Source organism: Paenibacillus sp. NPDC093718, assembly GCF_050279985.1.
Taxonomy (GTDB): Bacteria; Bacillota; Bacilli; order Paenibacillales; family Paenibacillaceae; genus Paenibacillus_AQ.
Map to the genome: position 1 here is coordinate 144,821 of NZ_JBNNUS010000013.1, position 18,035 is coordinate 162,855.

At 49.8% G+C, this 18,035-nt stretch carries 10 protein-coding genes and 1 pseudogene; all 11 read left to right on the top strand.

The genetic code is table 11. The features are described from left to right. Positions 1-13: 13 nt before the first annotated feature. Positions 14-8,575: an amino acid adenylation domain-containing protein gene (locus ACQKPA_RS29290; protein ID WP_427495911.1), complete on the top strand. Its 8,562-nt coding sequence runs from the start codon at positions 14-16 to the stop codon at positions 8,573-8,575. A gap of 121 nt (positions 8,576-8,696) precedes the next feature. Continuing rightward, positions 8,697-10,292 (top strand): GMC family oxidoreductase, encoded by a 1,596-nt coding sequence (locus ACQKPA_RS29295; RefSeq protein WP_427495912.1) that lies wholly within the window; start codon positions 8,697-8,699, stop codon positions 10,290-10,292. Between the two features lie 49 nt (positions 10,293-10,341). Next, positions 10,342-11,019, top strand: a complete 678-nt coding sequence (locus ACQKPA_RS29300; RefSeq protein ID WP_427495925.1) for an MBL fold metallo-hydrolase — start codon at positions 10,342-10,344, stop codon at positions 11,017-11,019. A gap of 412 nt (positions 11,020-11,431) precedes the next feature. Then, positions 11,432-11,689 (top strand): annotated as a pseudogene (locus ACQKPA_RS29305) (nucleotidyltransferase domain-containing protein); the annotation flags it as partial. Between the two features lie 270 nt (positions 11,690-11,959). Next, positions 11,960-12,622: a signal peptidase I gene (lepB, locus tag ACQKPA_RS29310; protein WP_427495913.1), complete on the top strand. Its 663-nt coding sequence runs from the start codon at positions 11,960-11,962 to the stop codon at positions 12,620-12,622. 167 nt (positions 12,623-12,789) lie between these two features. After that, positions 12,790-13,431 carry a hypothetical protein gene (locus tag ACQKPA_RS29315; protein ID WP_427495914.1) on the top strand — a complete coding sequence of 214 codons (642 nt, stop codon included), beginning with the start codon at positions 12,790-12,792 and terminating at the stop codon, positions 13,429-13,431. A gap of 206 nt (positions 13,432-13,637) precedes the next feature. After that, complete coding sequence (locus tag ACQKPA_RS29320) at positions 13,638-14,120, top strand: NUDIX hydrolase (protein ID WP_427495915.1); 483 nt, start codon at positions 13,638-13,640, stop codon at positions 14,118-14,120. A 196-nt stretch (positions 14,121-14,316) separates the two neighbouring features. After that, positions 14,317-14,757: a GNAT family N-acetyltransferase gene (locus tag ACQKPA_RS29325; RefSeq protein WP_427495916.1), complete on the top strand. Its 441-nt coding sequence runs from the start codon at positions 14,317-14,319 to the stop codon at positions 14,755-14,757. 163 nt (positions 14,758-14,920) lie between these two features. Beyond that, positions 14,921-15,412 (top strand): NUDIX hydrolase, encoded by a 492-nt coding sequence (locus ACQKPA_RS29330; RefSeq protein WP_071220688.1) that lies wholly within the window; start codon positions 14,921-14,923, stop codon positions 15,410-15,412. A gap of 592 nt (positions 15,413-16,004) precedes the next feature. Beyond that, positions 16,005-16,589 carry a sigma-70 family RNA polymerase sigma factor gene (locus tag ACQKPA_RS29335; protein WP_427495917.1) on the top strand — a complete coding sequence of 195 codons (585 nt, stop codon included), beginning with the start codon at positions 16,005-16,007 and terminating at the stop codon, positions 16,587-16,589. Beyond that, positions 16,567-17,724 carry a DUF4179 domain-containing protein gene (locus tag ACQKPA_RS29340; RefSeq protein WP_427495918.1) on the top strand — a complete coding sequence of 386 codons (1,158 nt, stop codon included), beginning with the start codon at positions 16,567-16,569 and terminating at the stop codon, positions 17,722-17,724. Before ACQKPA_RS29335 ends, ACQKPA_RS29340 begins: the two co-directional genes overlap by 23 nt. The last annotated feature ends 311 nt before the right edge of the window (positions 17,725-18,035 follow it).

An 18,035-nucleotide genomic window follows, 5' to 3' on the forward strand; every position in this document is an offset into this window, starting at 1 on the left:
GGGGGAATAAGTCATGCAAAATATATTATCACAGGCTCTTCGCGCCGGGGTGCGATTTCAGGCCGTCGGCGATAAGCTGCGCATTACAGCCCCGCAAGGCGCAATGACACCTGAACTGCGGGAAGGCATTCAGAGGCATAAACAAGCTATTCTTGATCATCTCCGCGCACAGGACCGCCCTGCAGAGGAGGACACGCTGCCAATCCTTAAGCCGGACCCTGCCCGCCGTCACGATCCATTCCCTCTTTCCGACATTCAGCATGCATACTGGTTGGGGAGGAACGGAGGCGTTGCTTACAGCGGCGTTTCAACCCATTTCTATTTCGAGTTGGACAGTGAAGGGCTGGATATTTCCCGTTTGAATGATGCTTTATGTCGACTGATCGACCGGCATGAAATGCTGCGGGCAGTTTTTGATAAAGACGGAACGCAGCGTATTTTGCTTTCAGTGCCACGATACGAGATTGCTGTTCATGATCTTTCGACCGAGGGAGAGATGCAAATCGAGCATGCCATCCAAGGAATTCGCGATGAATTGTCACATCAGGTTCTCCCATCTGATCGTTGGCCGTTATTTGATATCCGTGCCACACGACTGCCTCATCATCGGATTCGCCTTCATATCAGTCTCGATTTTCTTATAATCGATGGGTGGAGTATGTTCCTCTTGTTTGATGAATGGCATCAATTGTATAGGCATCCGGATGTAAGCCTTCCGGAAATTGATGTTTCCTATCGTGATTATTTGCTGGCAGAACGGAATCATGCCGGTTCGGCAGCTTATAAACGATCCTATGAATATTGGATGAATCGGGTTGATACGCTTCCCCCGGCACCCGCTTTGCCTGTTCGGGCCAGCTCGGACGGAAAGGGCAAACCGAGCTTCAGCCGCCGCAGAGCCGTGCTGGATCAGCAGCGCTGGGAGCAGCTTAAATTACGGGCCCGCAAGGAAGGCTTAACCCCTTCGGGTCTGCTTATGGCAGCTTATGTGGAGGTCTTGGCCCGTTGGAGCAATACCCGCCATTTTACGCTGAACCTGACATTATTTAACCGGATGCCGCTGCACGAAGATGTAGGCCGGTTAATTGGAGATTTTACCTCGTCCGTGTTGGTTGAGGTCGACCACCGTAAATCAGGAACGACCTTTCGGGAGCGGGCGCTTCAACTGCAGCGGCAGTTGGCGGATGATCTTGACCACCGTGAGGTCAGCGGGGTTGAAGTGATGCGGCAATGGTCGAAAATAAACGATACTCCCCTTCAAGCGGTCATGCCATTTGTATTCACGAGCGGCTTGGTGTTTGGCGGTAGCGAAGGGCTGGACGCAGGTTGTATCGAGCGGTTTGGGCCGATGGTCTACGGCATAAGCCAAACCCCACAAGTCTGGCTAGATCATCAGGTAATGGAGGTTAATGGAACCTTGACCTTCAACTGGGATGCCTTGGATGCGGTGTTCGAGGAGGGCGTGCTTGATGCGATGCTGGGCAGCTTCATACGATTGTTAGAGGAACTTGCCGACCAGGAGGAAGTATGGAACAGCGCTTATGTCGCGAGGCTTCCTACAGCTGTTGAAGCTGAGCGCGAAGCGATTAATCGCACAGCCAGCACTTATGACGAGTGTTTGCTGCATGAAGGCTTCATGCGGAGAGCTAGACGGTTCCCTGAAGCAATGGCTATTTTCTCGGAAGAGAGGAATTTGACGTATGGGGAACTGTTGACCGAGAGCATGGCGATTGCGGGTTGGCTACGAAAACAGGGGATCCTCAAGGGAGAATTGGTGGCAGTCCTAATGCATAAGGGATGGGAACAGGTGGCGGCTGTGCTCGGCATTCTGATGGCAGGGGGAGCATACTTGCCCGTAAATGCGAATCTTCCTGTCAGCCGGCAAGAGGAACTCCTGCATATCGGTGACGTAAGGCATATTCTGTGTCAGCCGTATGACGTACCACAAATTGCAGAACCTCAAGGCAAACGATCGTATCGGATTCTGGAGGTTCACCCGAGTACTGCCGATCATCCGGCGCTTCCGCTATTGGATGACGGTCTGAGCCCTAATATGGACGACCTTGCTTATGTGATCTTCACCTCTGGAACAACTGGCGTTCCGAAGGGGGTTATGATCAGCCACCGGGGGGCGGTCAATACAATTGAGCACATTAATCGTCTGTTCCAAGTTGGTCCGCAGGATCGTGTGCTGGCGGTTTCTTCCCTTAGCTTTGACTTGTCGGTCTACGATATATTTGGCATTTTGAGCGCAGGAGGAGCTATCGCAATCCCCGATCGTCGTAAAGGCCATGACCCAGTCTATTGGAGTCACCTGATTGCTAAGTATGGTATCACGCTATGGAATTCCGCGCCGCAGTTAATGCGGATGTTAATGGACAACTCTCATCGTGGAGGAGGGGATGAAACTACACTTCGGGCTGCACTGTTAAGCGGCGACTGGATTACGCTTGATCTGCCGGACCGCATCCGAAAGGCTTATCCCGCTTGCCGGGTGACAAGTTTGGGCGGAGCGACAGAGGCTTCGATCTGGTCCATTTACTATCCGATCGAAGAGGTGGATCCGCAATGGTCAAGCATACCTTACGGGAAGCCGCTGCCGAATCAGACCATATGGGTCTATGATGAGGAGTTTCGGATATGTCCGGATTATGTGAGGGGCCGGATTTTTATTGGAGGAATAGGTCTCGCACAAGGGTATTGGAAAGACCCCGATAAGACGAGCGAGAGGTTCGTCACACATCCAGTGACCGGAGAACGACTGTATAATACCGGTGATCTCGGTTGTTATACGCCTGGGAGCGTCATAACGTTTCTTGGCCGGGATGACAATCAAGTCAAAATACGCGGGCATCGCATAGAATTGGGTGAAATTGCAGCCGTATTACGCCAGCATCCGGAAATCCGGGAAGCTGTGGTGACGGTAACGGGCAGCTTGAACGAACATCGACAACTTGCCGCTTATATAGAGCCCGAAGTTGAGATCGGGCTCTTGGGAAGCACGGATATTCTGAAAGAGCCGCAACGGAAATTGTCTGAGCTTTTTGATGTTATGAATTTGCGCGCCCATACGCGTCAGTTAACAGGGGACTACGAAGCGGCATGGACGCTCCTGGAGGATTATTATGCTGCAACGGTCTTTAAGGTATTGTACAGTTTCGGGGTCCGAGGGGAGATTGGCGAGTTAATTGTCGTTGATCGGTTACTGGCCGCCGGCGTAGCGTCCCGGTATGAACGCTGGCTGAAGCGTGCCTTGAGCATGCTGGTCGAGGATGGATATGCACGTTTGCTTCGCCCGGGAGCCGTGGAGCTGACTTCGCCGTTGCCCGAACCGGATCTTGTTACGGTTTCGCGCGAGGTGAAGGAGCGGCTCGAGACTGTCCTCGCTTTTGAGGAAGACGAAGCCGATTGGCTTGTTGAGGCCGTGGAACGAATCGATGACATATTGCGGGAACGAATCCATTCTGCTGAGATTTATACGGCGGATGCAACAGCCAGAATATATCAGCGACTGTTCCCGGATAACCACGAGCAATTAAAGATTGCGCTTCGAAAATTGATGGAAAATCAAAGAGGTGCCCGCGTCCTGGAAGTCGGAGCAGGGCTCGGATCGGCTACGCAGCATCTATTGCCGATTGTTGCCGAAGCGAAAGGTCGGTATGTGTTTACGGACATTTCGGAATATTTTCTTCAGCGGGCCGAAGGATTGTTTCTGCCATTGCATCCCGAGATGGAATTCCGTCTATTGAATCTGGACGTCCGCCCCGAGCTTCAAGGCATGGAGCGCGGCAGCTTCGACATGATCGTTGCTTCAAGCATGATGCACGATGTGATGGATATCAGGCAAGCTCTTGAACATTTGCGCTCCTTGCTGCGTCCGGGCGGACAGTTGATCCTGCTGGAGGAAACACGATTCTTCCGTTCGTTCGATTTACATATGGGGCTTCAGCAGGGTTTCGATGTATTTCGCGACGAGGAGCTGAGAAGCACGCATTGCCTGTTGACTGTTGAACAATGGGAACGAGCTCTTCGGGACTGCGGTTTCGTCGATGTCGTCGCAACAAGCACTCCGGGCAGCGTTGCGGACTATCTGGGATTTCATGTCCTAATTGCGGAAGGGCCGCCGCTGGTGCAGCGGCTGGATGTGCAGGCCGTTCGGCAATATGTCGGCGATCGGCTTCCGGAATATATGGTACCGAAAGTGGTTCTTCAGATGGACAAAATGCCGGTATCGGCCAACGGCAAGATTGATTACAAGGCGCTTCCAGCCATTCCTGAATATATCCAATCGGAATCAGCGGTAAAGATCGAGCCTAGGCATCAGCTCGAAAGATGCATTTATGATGCATGGTCCAAGGTGATGAGAGGAAAGGACTTCGGGGTTACGGACAACTTCTTCGATCTAGGCGGAGATTCGCTTGTCGCTACGGAACTGCTGCGGGAAATGAACCAGGTGCTGCCGTTCGAGCTGGAAATGCATGAGTTTTTTGAGCACCAGACGATCGAAGCCTTGTCGATCATGATCCGGAAGCGCCTCAACGAGGAAGATAACGACTCGGCCGGGCAGCCTGGATTAATGGGCGAAGCATTGGAAAGCTCTGTCCTGTCAAGCATAGAAAATCATATTCCGCTGTCCGACTTACAGCTGGGATTTTTTATGGCGGACGATCCTTATATGGAATTCCATGTGAGGCCCCATTTATATATGGAATATGACAAAAGCCGGATCGACCCTGTACGGTATGAAAAAGCGTGGAATCAAGCCCTTCTTCGACATCGCGGGGAGATTGCGGTGCTAAAGCCCGATGGAACGCTGTCGACCTTGGACAATGTGGTGCCGCTACGCTGCAAGGTGGCAGACTTGCGTGGACTTAGCGAGGCTGAAGCCGTAGACAGGCTGATGCATACTCGAGAAGAGATGATGCGCAGTGAACTGCCGCTCGACCGCTGGCCATGGATTGATCTTCGCCTCACGTTATGGAGCGAAAAGGGCACGGATAAGACACGAATTCACTATAACCACAACAATTTCTTTTGGGATGGCCATTCCGTTCGTCAACTGCTGAAGGAAGTCGATCTGTTCTATAACGACGAGCAGGTTCAACTGCCGTCTGCGGAGGTTACCTTAAAGGCTGCCGCCACAGCGCTTGAGCAATTGTCTGCTTCCCCGGAAGGTCAAGCTTCCCGTCTTTATTGGGAGTCGCGGCTTCCCAGCTTGCCGGGTCCGCCAAGCCTTCCTGTCCGGCCGCATATGGAACGGCGCTGCCGGTCTACCCTACATCGGCGGGAGCAAATCATCGGAGCCGACATCTGGCTTTCCTTCAAAAAGCAAGCCAGAAGTCATGGCGTGACACCGTCAAGCGCGATGTTCACGGTATACGCTGAATTGCTTGGGGCGTGGAGCAACAGTCGTCACTTCGTAATCAGCAATATGATGACCCGCCGAATGGTTCTTGACCCTAATCTGCGGGATGTATACGGCAATTTTTCATCAACTTATCCGATGGAAGTAGATTTCCGTTCGGACTGTTCATTTGCAGATCGGGCTCGCCGTCTTCAAGGGCAGATCATACGGGATTCGCAGCATCTGCATTGGGGAGGTATGCAGGTGATCCAAGCCTATAGCCGTCATCGCGGTGGATTTGGACAAGCTCCAATTCCGTTTGTCATTGGCAGCGGCCTGTTCATGGAAGCTTTTCAACGCCCGGATTTTAGCTGCCTGGAGACGTCCCAGGTTATGCTGGATCATCAGTTTTGGGAATTGGAGAATGGTTCTCTATTCTATGTTCTGGATACGTTTGAGGAGTTTTTTCCGGACGGGCTTATCGATGATATGTGGGCAGCCTATGCCTCGCTAATTGAACGGCTGGCTCATGACCATCACTTGTGGCAGCGAGAAATCATTCCGCTCGTTTCCAATAAGCCTGGGCCTGGACAAAATGATAGCGATGCGAACAGCCATGTCAACTGGAAGAAATTGGATAGCTTCTTGCAGGAAACTGCCGCTGTAAATCCTGGGAGAGCGGCGGCTATTACGACGGAAGGAAGGCTTACGTATGGAGAGCTTGCAGCGGGAAGCGGCCGGATTGCCGCCGAGCTTCAAGCGGCAGGTGCCGGACGGGGCGATACGGTTGCTGTTGTCGTAGACCGGGGAGTGTCTTTACTCCGGGCGGTGTACGGTGTACTGCAGGCGGGATCGGCCTACGTGCCGATCGATCCGCGCCTGCCGGAGGAGCGTCGCAATTACCTGCTTGCGAACAGCGGGGCCGAGGTGGTGCTGACTGAGCCGCGGTACCTGTCCGATCTGGCATGGCCAGGGGATCTTCTCGTGCTGCCGATCGGCGGCAGGGACGGTAGTGAAGGTAGCGAAGGGGTTGTAACCGTACAAACGGATGTAACTGTCACAGATCTGGCCTACATTATCTATACCTCAGGCTCTACCGGTCTGCCGAAGGGGGTCATGATTGACCACCGGGGAGCGGCAAATACGATTCTGGACGTGAACGAGCGCTTTGGCGTTGGACCGGAAGACCGCCTGTTCGGGGTATCCTCCTTCGGCTTTGACCTCTCCGTCTACGATGTGTTCGGGGCAGCAGCATCCGGCGCGGCAGTCGTATACCCAGATCCGGAGCAAGCGCTGAACCCGGCGCACTGGCTGGACCGGATGATCGAGGAGGGGGTCACCGTATGGAATTCTGCGCCTCCACTTGCGGTGTTACTGGCCGAGGCGGCGCAGGACCGCGGGATCGAGCTGCCGGCGCTTCGTCTGGTGCTTCTGAGCGGGGACTGGATTCCGCTCGATCTGCCGGCACGGTTGCGGCAGGTGGCGCCGCAGGCGAAGCTGGTTAGTCTGGGCGGAGCTACGGAAGCGTCGATCTGGTCGATCCTATATGAGATCGGGGACGTGAATCCGTCCTGGAGCAGTATCCCGTACGGGTATCCGATGAAGAATCAGAGCTGGCATATCCTGGATGAGTGGGGGCGCCCAGCACCGGAATGGGTGGCTGGTGAGCTGTATATCGGAGGCATCGGCCTGGCTCAAGGCTATTGGAGGGATGAGGAGAAGACGAAGGCAAGCTTCATTTCCCATCCGGACACCGGGGAGCGCATCTACCGGACCGGGGATATTGGGCGCTATTTGCCGGGCGGGGTGATCGAGTTTCTGGGACGGAAGGATTCGCAGGTGAAGCTGCAAGGGCACCGGATTGAGCTGGGAGAGATCGAAGCGGTCCTGGCCGGGTACCCGGGAGTCCAAGCGTCCGTGGCGCATGTGCAGCAAGGAGAGCGGGGAGCCGAGCTGGTGGCGTATGTCGTTCCAGCTGCGGGAGTGACCCTGGACGCGGAGCAGCTGCGGCGCTGGGCGGGACGAAAGCTTCCGGATTATATGGTTCCGCGAGGGATCGCCTGGCTGGACCGGCTGCCGCTGAACGCAAACGGCAAAATCGACCGGAAGGCGTTGCCGCGAATCGAGGAACCTAAGAGGCCGAAGGAACCAAAGCTTCGAATCGATCCGCTGGACAAGTGGGAAACGGAGCTGCTGGATATCTGGCGGCAGGTGCTGAAGCTTGAATCGATTGCGGTGAGTGATGATTTCTTTGACCTTGGCGGCCAATCGTTTGAGGCGGTGCGCATGGTCGGGCTTATTGCAGAGCGGCTCGGGCGGACGCTGTCGCTGGGGGACATCTGGGAGGAGCGGACGATTATCGGGCTGGCGGCGCGGCTGCGGAGTGAGGAAGCGAAAACAGGGAAGGCAGAAAAAACTCGCTGCCTCGTGCCGATGCAGGAAGAAGGCCAGGGAACCCCGATCTACTTGGTGCACCCGGCGGGAGGTCATGTCATGTGCTATGGGGAGCTCGGCAAGCGGCTTAATCGGCCGGTGCTGGCCTTTCAAGCTCCCGGGGTCGACGGCCGGGAGGCGCCGCTCCAGACGATCCCGGACATGGCGAATCGATATGTCGAGTTGCTCAGCGCCCGACAACCGGAGGGGCCGGTGATTGTGGGAGGCTGGTCCTCGGGCGGACTGATCGCCTACGAGATGGCGGTACAGCTGCAGGAGCAGGGGCGGCAGGTGGAAGGTGTGATCATCGTGGACAGCCCGGCGCCGCTGGTTCATGATCCGATCGAGGAAGCGGAGCTGTTCCAGTGGTTCCTTGGGGACTTGAACCTGCCGGAAGCGGTGTATGAGCAGGTGGCGGCCATAGAATGGACCGGAGATGCCCCGATGGCTCGGGTAGCGGCCTGGACGAAGGAGGCCGTGGGTCTGGATGCCGAGCAGCTGGAGACGATCTACGGCGTGTTCTGCGGAATTGTTCAGGGCAGCCGATCCTACCATGCTGCATCGACGCCGGTCGATATGCTGGTTCTGCGGGCAAGAGACGGGGAAGTAAGCGAATTTGCGGCTCACCCGTACCGGGAAGCAGCGGATTGGGGCTGGAAGCGCGTGACAGCAGGCCATGTGGACGGCAAGTTCCTGTCAGGGACGCATTATACGCTGCTTGCATCAGATGCCGTCGGCATGATCGCCGAGGAAGTAGAACAGTGGCTGAAGCAAACGAATAAAATCATCAGCTCATGATTAACGGTCGGGGGCATGAATCCTGCATGAAATATAGATGGAGTGCCGCGAAACAGCATAACCGAATGCTGTTAATGCCCCCGTTCTTTCATGCTGATTTCGATAGGGAGGCAAAAAAGGCATGGAGAGATTTGATGACATTGTCGTCGGCGCCGGTTCGTCCGGGGCCGTCATCGCTAGTCGTCTAAGCGAAGACACAGGCCGCCGCATACTTCTGCTTGAAGCCGGGCCGGATTATCTGAACAGGGATGAGTCGCCAGACTCCATTCTGAATCCGAACGGTCCTGTTTTGTCAGGGAATAATTGGGACATTCAAGCACTTGTCAGGGAAGATCAGCCACTGGGAGAAGCTCGCCGAAGAGGGGTGTTGTTCGACTATGCCCTCGGTAAAGTTGTAGGCGGATCATCATCTATTAATGGTGCGATTGCTCTGCGCGGCCTTCCAGAAGACTTTGACGAATGGGCGGAAGTAACAGGAGGTGCCTGGTCTTGGTCAGAGGTGCTGCCTGCATTCCGATCGTTAGAGCATGACCTGTCTCCGGATGCCTCCATTCATGGGCGAAGCGGTCCCGTGCCGATTGTTCGTCCTGACGGTACGGAGCTTGTCCCCCTTCAGGAGGGGTTCTTGAAAGCATGCCTATCGATTGGCTATCCCTTGGATCCTGATTTGAATCATCCGGACTCAACGGGGGTTGGGTATATCCCTAAAAATATTAGTGGGGGAATTCGGATGTCGTCGGCTTGGACCCACCTTGCCAAGGCTCGTGCCAGACCGAACCTTACGATTCGGTCCGATGCGCATGTGGTGCGGCTTGATTGGAAAGAAGATCATACGGTTCAAGGCGTCGAAGCGATTGCGGGCGGCAAACGAATTCGACTCGCCGCCGATCGTGTCATCCTATGTGCGGGAACGATTCAAACGCCGGCCATCTTGATGCGTTCCGGCATCGGGTCTCCCCGATCGCTAGAGTCGCTTGGTATTCGTGCCCGAGTTTCGCTCGCCGGTATGGGGGAGAATCTGACAGACCATCCTGCGGTCGGTATATGGGGGGTGCCCAAAGCTGGCGCAAGCAAACTGGGAGAGCCGACGCATCAAGTGTTACTCCGTTATTCAAGCGGGTCCATCATGAGCCGCAATGATATGCATGTGTATATGCTTAGTGGAATGGACACACGAATGTTCCCCCTTTTAAACAATGCGCTGCAATCTTCGATTAGTTTGGTCGTATCGGCCTGCCTTATGAAGCCGCGATCACGCGGCTATGTCCGGCTACTCTCGTCAGATCCCTTGGTTCCGCCTAGAATAGTCGTCAATTGTCTTACTGATCGTGTAGACGCCCGTATGATGAGGGACGGGGTGCGGAGAGCTTGGGAAATTATCGGGCATCCGGAGCTGCGGCCATATGTAGAACGCATTGTTGGATGGACGGAGGGAGTTGTCAAGTCGGATGCCGCATTGGACCAAGCAATCGCAAGTTGGGTCCGTCCGGGTTGGCATCCTGTGGGAACAGCCCGAATGGGTCTGGAGAACGATGAATATGCAGTGGTTAACCCGGACGGGAAAGTGCACGGAATTGATAATGTATGGGTTGCGGATGCATCCATTATGCCTACAATCCCAAGTGCGCCTACGAATTTGACTTGTATGATGATCGCGGAGCGGATCGCCGCCCGGTTAAAAACAGACGTTGATGCGGCAGCAGTCTCAGAAATATAGAAGTCTGCGATAATCTTGACAAGGGGGAACCCATGCCATGAAAGTAGAAATCGGTACAACGTATCAGCTTGAAGTGATTAGGACGAGCTCCCCCGGCTTCATTAACTATTGTTATTTGGTTATGGATTGTGGGAGCAAGGAAGCTTTATTGGTGGACCCGGCATGGGAACTGCAAACGATCACGGATAGATTGGATCAATTGGGAGCTGAGCTAAAAGCGATTGCGCTTACGCATTCTCATGCGGACCATGTCAATTTGGTTGCGTCCTTGAGTACGATTTATGAGCCTGACGTATACATGTCGGAAGCAGAAATCCATTATTACAGCTTCGACTGCCCCAAACTGAAAGGACTGAAAGATGGCGATCAGCTGCGGTTAGGCGATACCATCATAACAGCCCTGCTGACACCGGGACATTCAGCTGGCGGAATGTGCTATCTGCTGGAGGATTGCGTATTTACAGGGGATACGTTATTTGCCGAAGGCTGCGGGGCCTGTGACGGTAAAGGAGCCTCTGCAGAGCAGATGTTCTATAGTATCCAGATGCTAAAATCCAGGCTGATGCCCACTATGCGATTGTACCCGGGTCATTCATTCGGTATGGAGCCCGGACTTATGATGAGTGAGGTGGAGAAGACGAACCTGTACCTGGCCATTTCCGACAAAAGAAGTTTTATTCAGTTCAGGATGAGAAAGGACCAAGCAAGTAACATGGACTTTCAATAAATCATGGGCACATCTTGGAGAAGCCCCTTCGGCCTTGCGCGCCGAAGGGGCTCCGTTTGTGTTACGGAACGTTCCGAGGGCTTATAGGGATAAATTTACATTGATTAAAGAACGTGTGCTGTCGGGGGACAAGAGCATAGTCCCATTTGAAGTCGCTATTTTAGCGGCTTTTTTGTTTTATCGGTACAAGTTCTTGTCCATAGCCAAGGACAAGAACTTGTACCGATTACCGAAAAGGACAAGAATATAAGCCGATTACCGATTAGATAAGCATTGAACTATTAATTGAATTTATTAAGCTAACAGGCAGGGGAGTTTATTGATTTTGCGAATACTCTACATATGAAGTTATTTACGAAGTTCGTAGATAAGACGTTAGCCGAAAGAAGTTCTTAGTTTAGGAGGAGTCTATATGATATTAGAAAAAGTTATAAATAGAATTGTAATACAAAGTGAATATAAGGATTTTGTTGATAAGTATATAGATAACATAATTACCGAATTTAAAGGTAAGATTCATAGCATTTATATGTGTGGCTCGATTCCAAAAGGAACTGCTAAACCTTTTAAGTCAGATCCAGACTTTACTATTGTATGTGTAAATCCCAAAGATATTGATTACGAAAGATTGTCAAATATTAAAGACAGGCTTTTGGAAGAATATCCAGTAGATATGTCGGGGGACAAGAACATAGTCCAATTGAGAGTCGCTATTTTAGCGGCTTTTTTGTTTTATCGGTACAAGTTCTTGTCCCGAGTCAAGGACAAGAACTTGTACCGATTGCTGAAAGGACAGGAACATGAGCCGATTACCGATTAGATAAGCATCTAACATTTCATTAAGCTAACGGGGCAGATTAGTTCAATCAAGCCACTGTAACTTTGGAACACTTAACCTTAAGTTTACGTATAAAGGAAAAGAAGTCGAGGGGAGTGGGAAATGATGAAAGTGGTCATTATCGTTATTGTATTTGGACTGATATTTGCAGCATGTAGTAGTTCAGATGAAACAAGTAAAATCATCACTGATTCCATAACCAAACCAACGATTAATACAGTAACCAAAAATGAGTTAGATTCCGGGCAGGTCATCTATCATCATAACTATGACAACATGGATCGTGGGAATCATGATTTAGAAGGTCAGGTTGTGATTGATTCGAAGTATTACAATAAGCATGCGATTAGTCGCGGTGATATCGTATACTTTACAAATCCTGAAACTAAAAAGAATCTTGGTGAGTACAGTATTTCTAGAGTAATCGGGCTACCTGGCGAAAAAGTAAAGATTGAAAAAGGACAGATCTATATTAACGGGAAATTGCTTGATGCCTTTTACGGAAGAGCACATCGACTGGGTGCTGATCTCGATAGTTTGAAAAAAGCTTTAGAGCGTGTTGACTTAGAAGATTACATAAGAAAAAACATCGAAAATATAGCGAATTATTTTGAGGAATTAACTATGAAGGAAATTGAGATCCCTGAAGACAGCATTTATATTGTAGGTGATGATTGGTTTCGCAGTAATGATAGTAGATTCTTTGGGCCATTACCCACAGATAAAATTGAGGGGAAAGTGGTTGGGGTGATCGGTAGCCCGTAAAGAGCTAACGGGAAACTTTAGTTGGAATGCAAGAGGAATTAATAACCAAACAGTCGAATGTTATTAGTATGCTTTGGAAAGGAGGATTTAATATGTACTTTCGCTGTTATAGAAAGCCGATAAGAATCCGCCAACTTCCTCAAAATTAAAATTTGAGGAGGGTAAATATGAAGGTTAATGATAATTATCTGAAAGAACAATTAAAGCATGTGTATTGGTTAAATGGTGGTTGTTGCGCGGGCAAGACCACAATGACAAAGAAATTTGCTGAGGAGTTTGGATTTCAAACGCTAGAGGATAATGTCTTAAAATATAGACCATTCACTAGCCCTGTTGAATACCCTGCCCTTCAATATCCTCATCCTGGTTTGGACTGGGACAAATGGTTTAATAAACCCAATGATGAACATTGTGAATGGCTTTTTCAAATTATCGAAGAAATGATGGAGTTTTTTGTTATCGATTTGTTGAAAATGCCTACCGATACACCAATCATAATAGATTTAGGAATAATGCCCGAGCAAATATTACCCTTTATTCCTAAAGAAAGAATGATTTGTCTCTATACGTCTGATGAAGAAATAGAACGGCTATATTTCTTCAGGGAAGACCATAAGATGATTTTGGATGTTATTAACCTTACAGCTAAACCAGCGGAATCAATCAAAAACGGCAACAAAAATATGGTAAAGTTTTCTCGTGACATTAGAAATGCCTGTGTTAAAAATGGAATCAAGACCATTAAAAGAACAACTAGCTTAAGTGTTGAAGAACAATTTAGACTAGTTCGTGAACATTTTGGATTATAAGTTGAAACAACCAGTAGTGTAGGTATCATGTGCAGGCTGCCCAATAGGCAGCCTGTTGCGCTAACGGGAGACGATAGTTCAATAAAAGCAACAAGCAGCCGATTAACGGGATCGGCTGTTTTTGTTCAACTAACGGGCAGTAGAATTCAGTTTCGTGTTAAAATACAGTGTGGAATAATTACCCATATAGATTTGGAGGAATGCTCGTGGCATGGCCAACTCATATTGTTGCTGTTAGCGGTATTGTGGAAAATGAACAAGGGCAAGTACTTTTGGTGAAGACTCGACATGGCGGTTGGGTGTGCCCAGGGGGACAAGTAGAAGTAGGTGAAAACTTATTTGATGCTTTGATTAGAGAGATAAAAGAAGAAAGCGGAATAGACGTGCTGGTCTCGCATTTATTTGGGGTCTTCTCGAATACAGGAGTTCATAAATGGCATGACGGTGTGACCGATGTTCCAACGAAAGTGATGTTGGACTTTGTCTGTAAGCCCGTTGGTGGGCATTTATGTACATCCGAAGAGACATCGGATTGCCGTTGGGTTGAAAAGGATCAAGCACTTAATATGATTACAGCCCCAGCTATTCGTACACGTTATCAAGCTTATTTAGATTTCAATGGGAAAACGCATTACATGGATTATGTTACTAAACCGAATTTTGAAGTGAAGTTAAATAGAACCATTTAATCGTTAAACTAACGAGAAACGATAGTTGTATAAAGAAGAGAAGGCAGCTGATCAGAGCGATCAGTTGCCTTTTTAAGCTAACGGGCAGGTTAGCATGATGGCATCAACTAACGGATAAGGGCAGTAACCTTTGACAAGGATTTTGACTATTAACAATTGAACTACTTATAAAAAATAATAAATGGTGGTGATATAAATGTTTACTGTAAGAAAAGCAAATGAAACGGACCTTTCGGATGTGGCTAACCTGTCTGAAATATGGGTCTCAGAATGTATCACTTACGGTTTGGGGGCTAATACCGCAGAGTTGTTGAGGAACAATATCGGGGATTACTTCTGGGTTGCAGAAAACAACTCGGAAATTGTAGGCTATATAACTGGTAGTGTACATATAAGCGACGGGTTAGCTGTAATCGAGCAGGGAGAGCATTATCTAGAGGTAGATGAGGTATATGTTCGCCCTGAGTATCGAAGTGGAAATATAGGCCACGTGATGGTAGATAAGCTTCTTGAAGCCGCAGAAGGTAATGGCATAACTCGGTCTGTTGTATATTCTGCGACAAAGCAGTGGCAAAAAATAATTGGTTTTTACGAGAAGCATGGGTTTAAAATGTGGTTTGTTCAAATGTACCGTTAAGAGCATTACTTTACCTAAGGATTAAACTAACGGGATACGATAGCTCAATAAAAACAAGAAGGCAGCCGATCAACGTGATCGGCTGCTTTTGTTCATGAAAGCAGGGAAGTACATGAAACACGTGGAATAAATATACAAATTATCAGTATTAGGAGGTTGAGAAATGTCGTTTCCGACACATATTGTATCGGCAGGCGGAATTGTAGAAGATGGAGATGGAAATATCCTATTAGTAAAAGCCCACGACGACGGTTGGGTATATCCTGGTGGGATAACTGAAGTTGGAGAAAACCTGATTGATGGCGTGATCCGTGAAATTAATGAGGAAAGTGGAATAGAAGCCATTGTTAGCCATTTAATTAGTGTTGTTTCGAATACAGCCATCCATAAGTGGTATGACGGTGAAACTGATGTTCCTACGAAGGTCATGTTTGATTTCGTGTGCAAAGCTGTGGGTGGAGAGTTAGCAACATCGACTGAAGAATCTAGCGAATGCAGGTGGGTTCCAAAGGAAAATGTTCTGGATTTGATCACTTTACCCGCAATCCGCATGCGTTATGAAGCTTATTTGAACTTTAACGGCTCAGTGAATTATATGGAGTACGTCACTGCGACAACGTCAGAGTGTGATGTCAAGCTTCAAAGGAATGTTTAGTTGTATTGATAGTTAAATAAATATAGAAAAGGATTACTGTCGAAGGACAAGAACATGGTCCCATAGAAAGTCGCTAATTTAGCGGCTTTTTTGTTTTATCGGTACAAGTTCTTGTCCCGAGTCAGCAGCTCAACAAACCCAGGATGTTGGGTGACAAAAACATTGCAACATTAGAAGCCGCTGATTTGCGGCTTTTTATATTTATGTTATCAAGTTCTTGTCAAAACACCTGTCGCGGGACAAGATCTTGTTCCCATTGAGAGTCGCTATTTTAGCGGCTTTTTTGTTTTATCGGTACAAGTTCTTGTCCCGAGTCGAGGACAAGAACTTGTACCGATTGCCGTAATGGACAAGAACATGAGCCGATTCCCGATTAGATAAGTATCTTACTATGTTCCCATGCAATTTCATTAAGCTAACGGGCAGGTTAACGCAACTAAAAATTGAATATACATCTTACCGGTGGCAACTACCCATATCGAATATTTTCGCCACCCGTTACTTTTTCTCCGCCCAGCACATCTAATCTATGTCGACAGTAATGAAACACGAGAAGGCCTAGGTCTTCTAGGAGGTGGGAAACATTAAAAGCATGGCAATTAAATCGTCAGGTAGCGTTAGATCGTCGGATAAAATGGAGCTGGCGAAGCTCGCATGGTCTGCTCGACAGGGAAATACAGAAGCCTTTCTTGAGCTGATAGAGGGTCTGAAGGGAGCGCTCTATAGAACCGCAAGAGCGATCCTAAAAAAAGACGAGGACTGTGCGGATGCGCTCCAAGAAACCATCGTTAAGGCCTACAAGGCGATCAGTTCGCTGAGAGAGCCGGCACATGTCAAAACATGGCTGTACAGAATCCTTATCAATGAGTGCACCACGATATTGCAGAAGCGACTACGCGAGTCCCTGCCCGGCACGCTGCCGGAGCCTGTTGTTGATAGTCCGGTTTTCCAGGACTTGGAACTGAAAGAAGCCATTGATCGGCTGGAGGAGCCACTTCGGTTGGTCGTGGTACTAGTCTATTTGGAGGATTTGAAGATTGCAGATGCCGCAGCAATTCTTGGCATCAGCGAAGGCGCAGCCAAGATGCGCCTGAAACGGAGCAAGGCCCAGCTGAGAAACTGGCTGGAGTCGACATGGGAAGGGAGAGGTAATCATGAAGTCAGACCATATAGATGAACGGCTGAACCGACTTCGGCCGGAAAAGGAACAAAAAGTAGACATCCCCGCAGTCGTGCAGCTCCGAATGGAGGAAATACTTGGGGGAATTCGGGCCGAAGCATCTTCCTCATTGTCAGCAACCGGCGAGGGCTACAAGCAGGATCGAGCTGCCCTCTTCGAAGACATCCGGCAGGTGAATGGTCAATCCGGGCGCTCCCAATCTATCGTCCCCAGACGGTTCCACCCGCTGCGACGCTTGGCAGCCGTAACTGTGGCAGTCGTGTTACTGCTTGGAACGGGGATGGCCGGACTCGGTTACTTTTCACCGGCATTCGCCGATTCGATGCGATCGGTTCCCTTAATCGGAAGTTTATTCTCTTTGTATGGGGACAAAGGCATGCAAGCGGCAGCGGAAAATGGATTGGTGCAACCAGTTGCAGTCACCGAGACTCACGGGGACACAACAATTAGCGTCCGAAATGTCATTTATGATGGGGCGAGGATCGTGCTGGAGGTTCAGCGGGAGGATGATGGGGAGTTCTACAGCAGCAACTTGCGGGAGCCTAAGCGTGGCGAACTGACTTGGGTCGAGGCATATTTGCAGGAGGAGCAGTTGATGGCGTCCTGGGGTCCGGCTGGAGAGCATTCCGTGCTCGTAAATATTGATCGGCTGCATTCAGAGTTGCCGAGTCAGTTCACGCTTGGGGTTAAACTTACGGTAGCCGGAGTTGAACAGCCATTTCGCTTTGACGTACCGGTGAAAATCAATGCCGAACCGGTTGTGATCGAGAAGCCCGAAATGCCAGATACACTCGCTTATCGCGGATTTGTTGTAGACAAGGTCGTCGTGACACCCGTGACGACACAGGTGTTCTTCCATCTTCGGCCCAAGGCCGAGGATACAGCAAACACATTTGTACATCCGGATGATTTTGATATGTCGGCAGCGCGGGATGATCAGGGGCGCGTCTATCAGATACTTGGTGGTCAGGGTGAGCCGGAGACGGAGTCGGGCAGTAAACAGCTTTATATATTCGAGCCTGTCAATAAGGGAGCGAGCGCTCTCAAGTTAAACTTTAATGTCGCAGGCGGCCCGGACGGCAAGCCGTACACAATTGAAATGGAGGTGCCGCTACCGGATCGTCAACGGTAAAGCTGGAATTCAAGGTTTTATTGCATCACGCAGCAGAAATTGTTGGCATCTTTTAAAATAACGCAGAATACCACCGTTAGCCTTTTTAAAGGAAGGGACTTAATAACATATATCCAACAAATCGTTAATGGCAAAGACGCATATAACGCATTGCCTGAGGCGGAAGGGAGATTATGATTAAGAAAAGCAGAATGTTGGATGTATTAACACTATTGCGCTCCCTCGAAATGATTCAGTTTCCTCACTCAGACTCATGAATTCGCAGGATTTCACCCTATGGTAAGTGTGAGAGAAGAAGTCATGGAGGAACT

Bases quoted from the DNA above. Each gene is read 5' to 3' on its own strand.
- ACQKPA_RS29335 (WP_427495917.1), top strand. From the start codon at position 16,005: ATGGCAATTAAATCGTCAGGTAGCGTTAGATCGTCGGATAAAATGGAG.
- ACQKPA_RS29290 (WP_427495911.1), top strand. From the start codon at position 14: ATGCAAAATATATTATCACAGGCTCTTCGCGCCGGGGTGCGATTTCAG.
- ACQKPA_RS29295 (WP_427495912.1), top strand. From the start codon at position 8,697: ATGGAGAGATTTGATGACATTGTCGTCGGCGCCGGTTCGTCCGGGGCC.
- ACQKPA_RS29340 (WP_427495918.1), top strand. From the start codon at position 16,567: ATGAAGTCAGACCATATAGATGAACGGCTGAACCGACTTCGGCCGGAA.
- ACQKPA_RS29330 (WP_071220688.1), top strand. From the start codon at position 14,921: ATGTCGTTTCCGACACATATTGTATCGGCAGGCGGAATTGTAGAAGAT.
- ACQKPA_RS29325 (WP_427495916.1), top strand. From the start codon at position 14,317: ATGTTTACTGTAAGAAAAGCAAATGAAACGGACCTTTCGGATGTGGCT.
- ACQKPA_RS29315 (WP_427495914.1), top strand. From the start codon at position 12,790: ATGAAGGTTAATGATAATTATCTGAAAGAACAATTAAAGCATGTGTAT.
- lepB (WP_427495913.1), top strand. From the start codon at position 11,960: ATGATGAAAGTGGTCATTATCGTTATTGTATTTGGACTGATATTTGCA.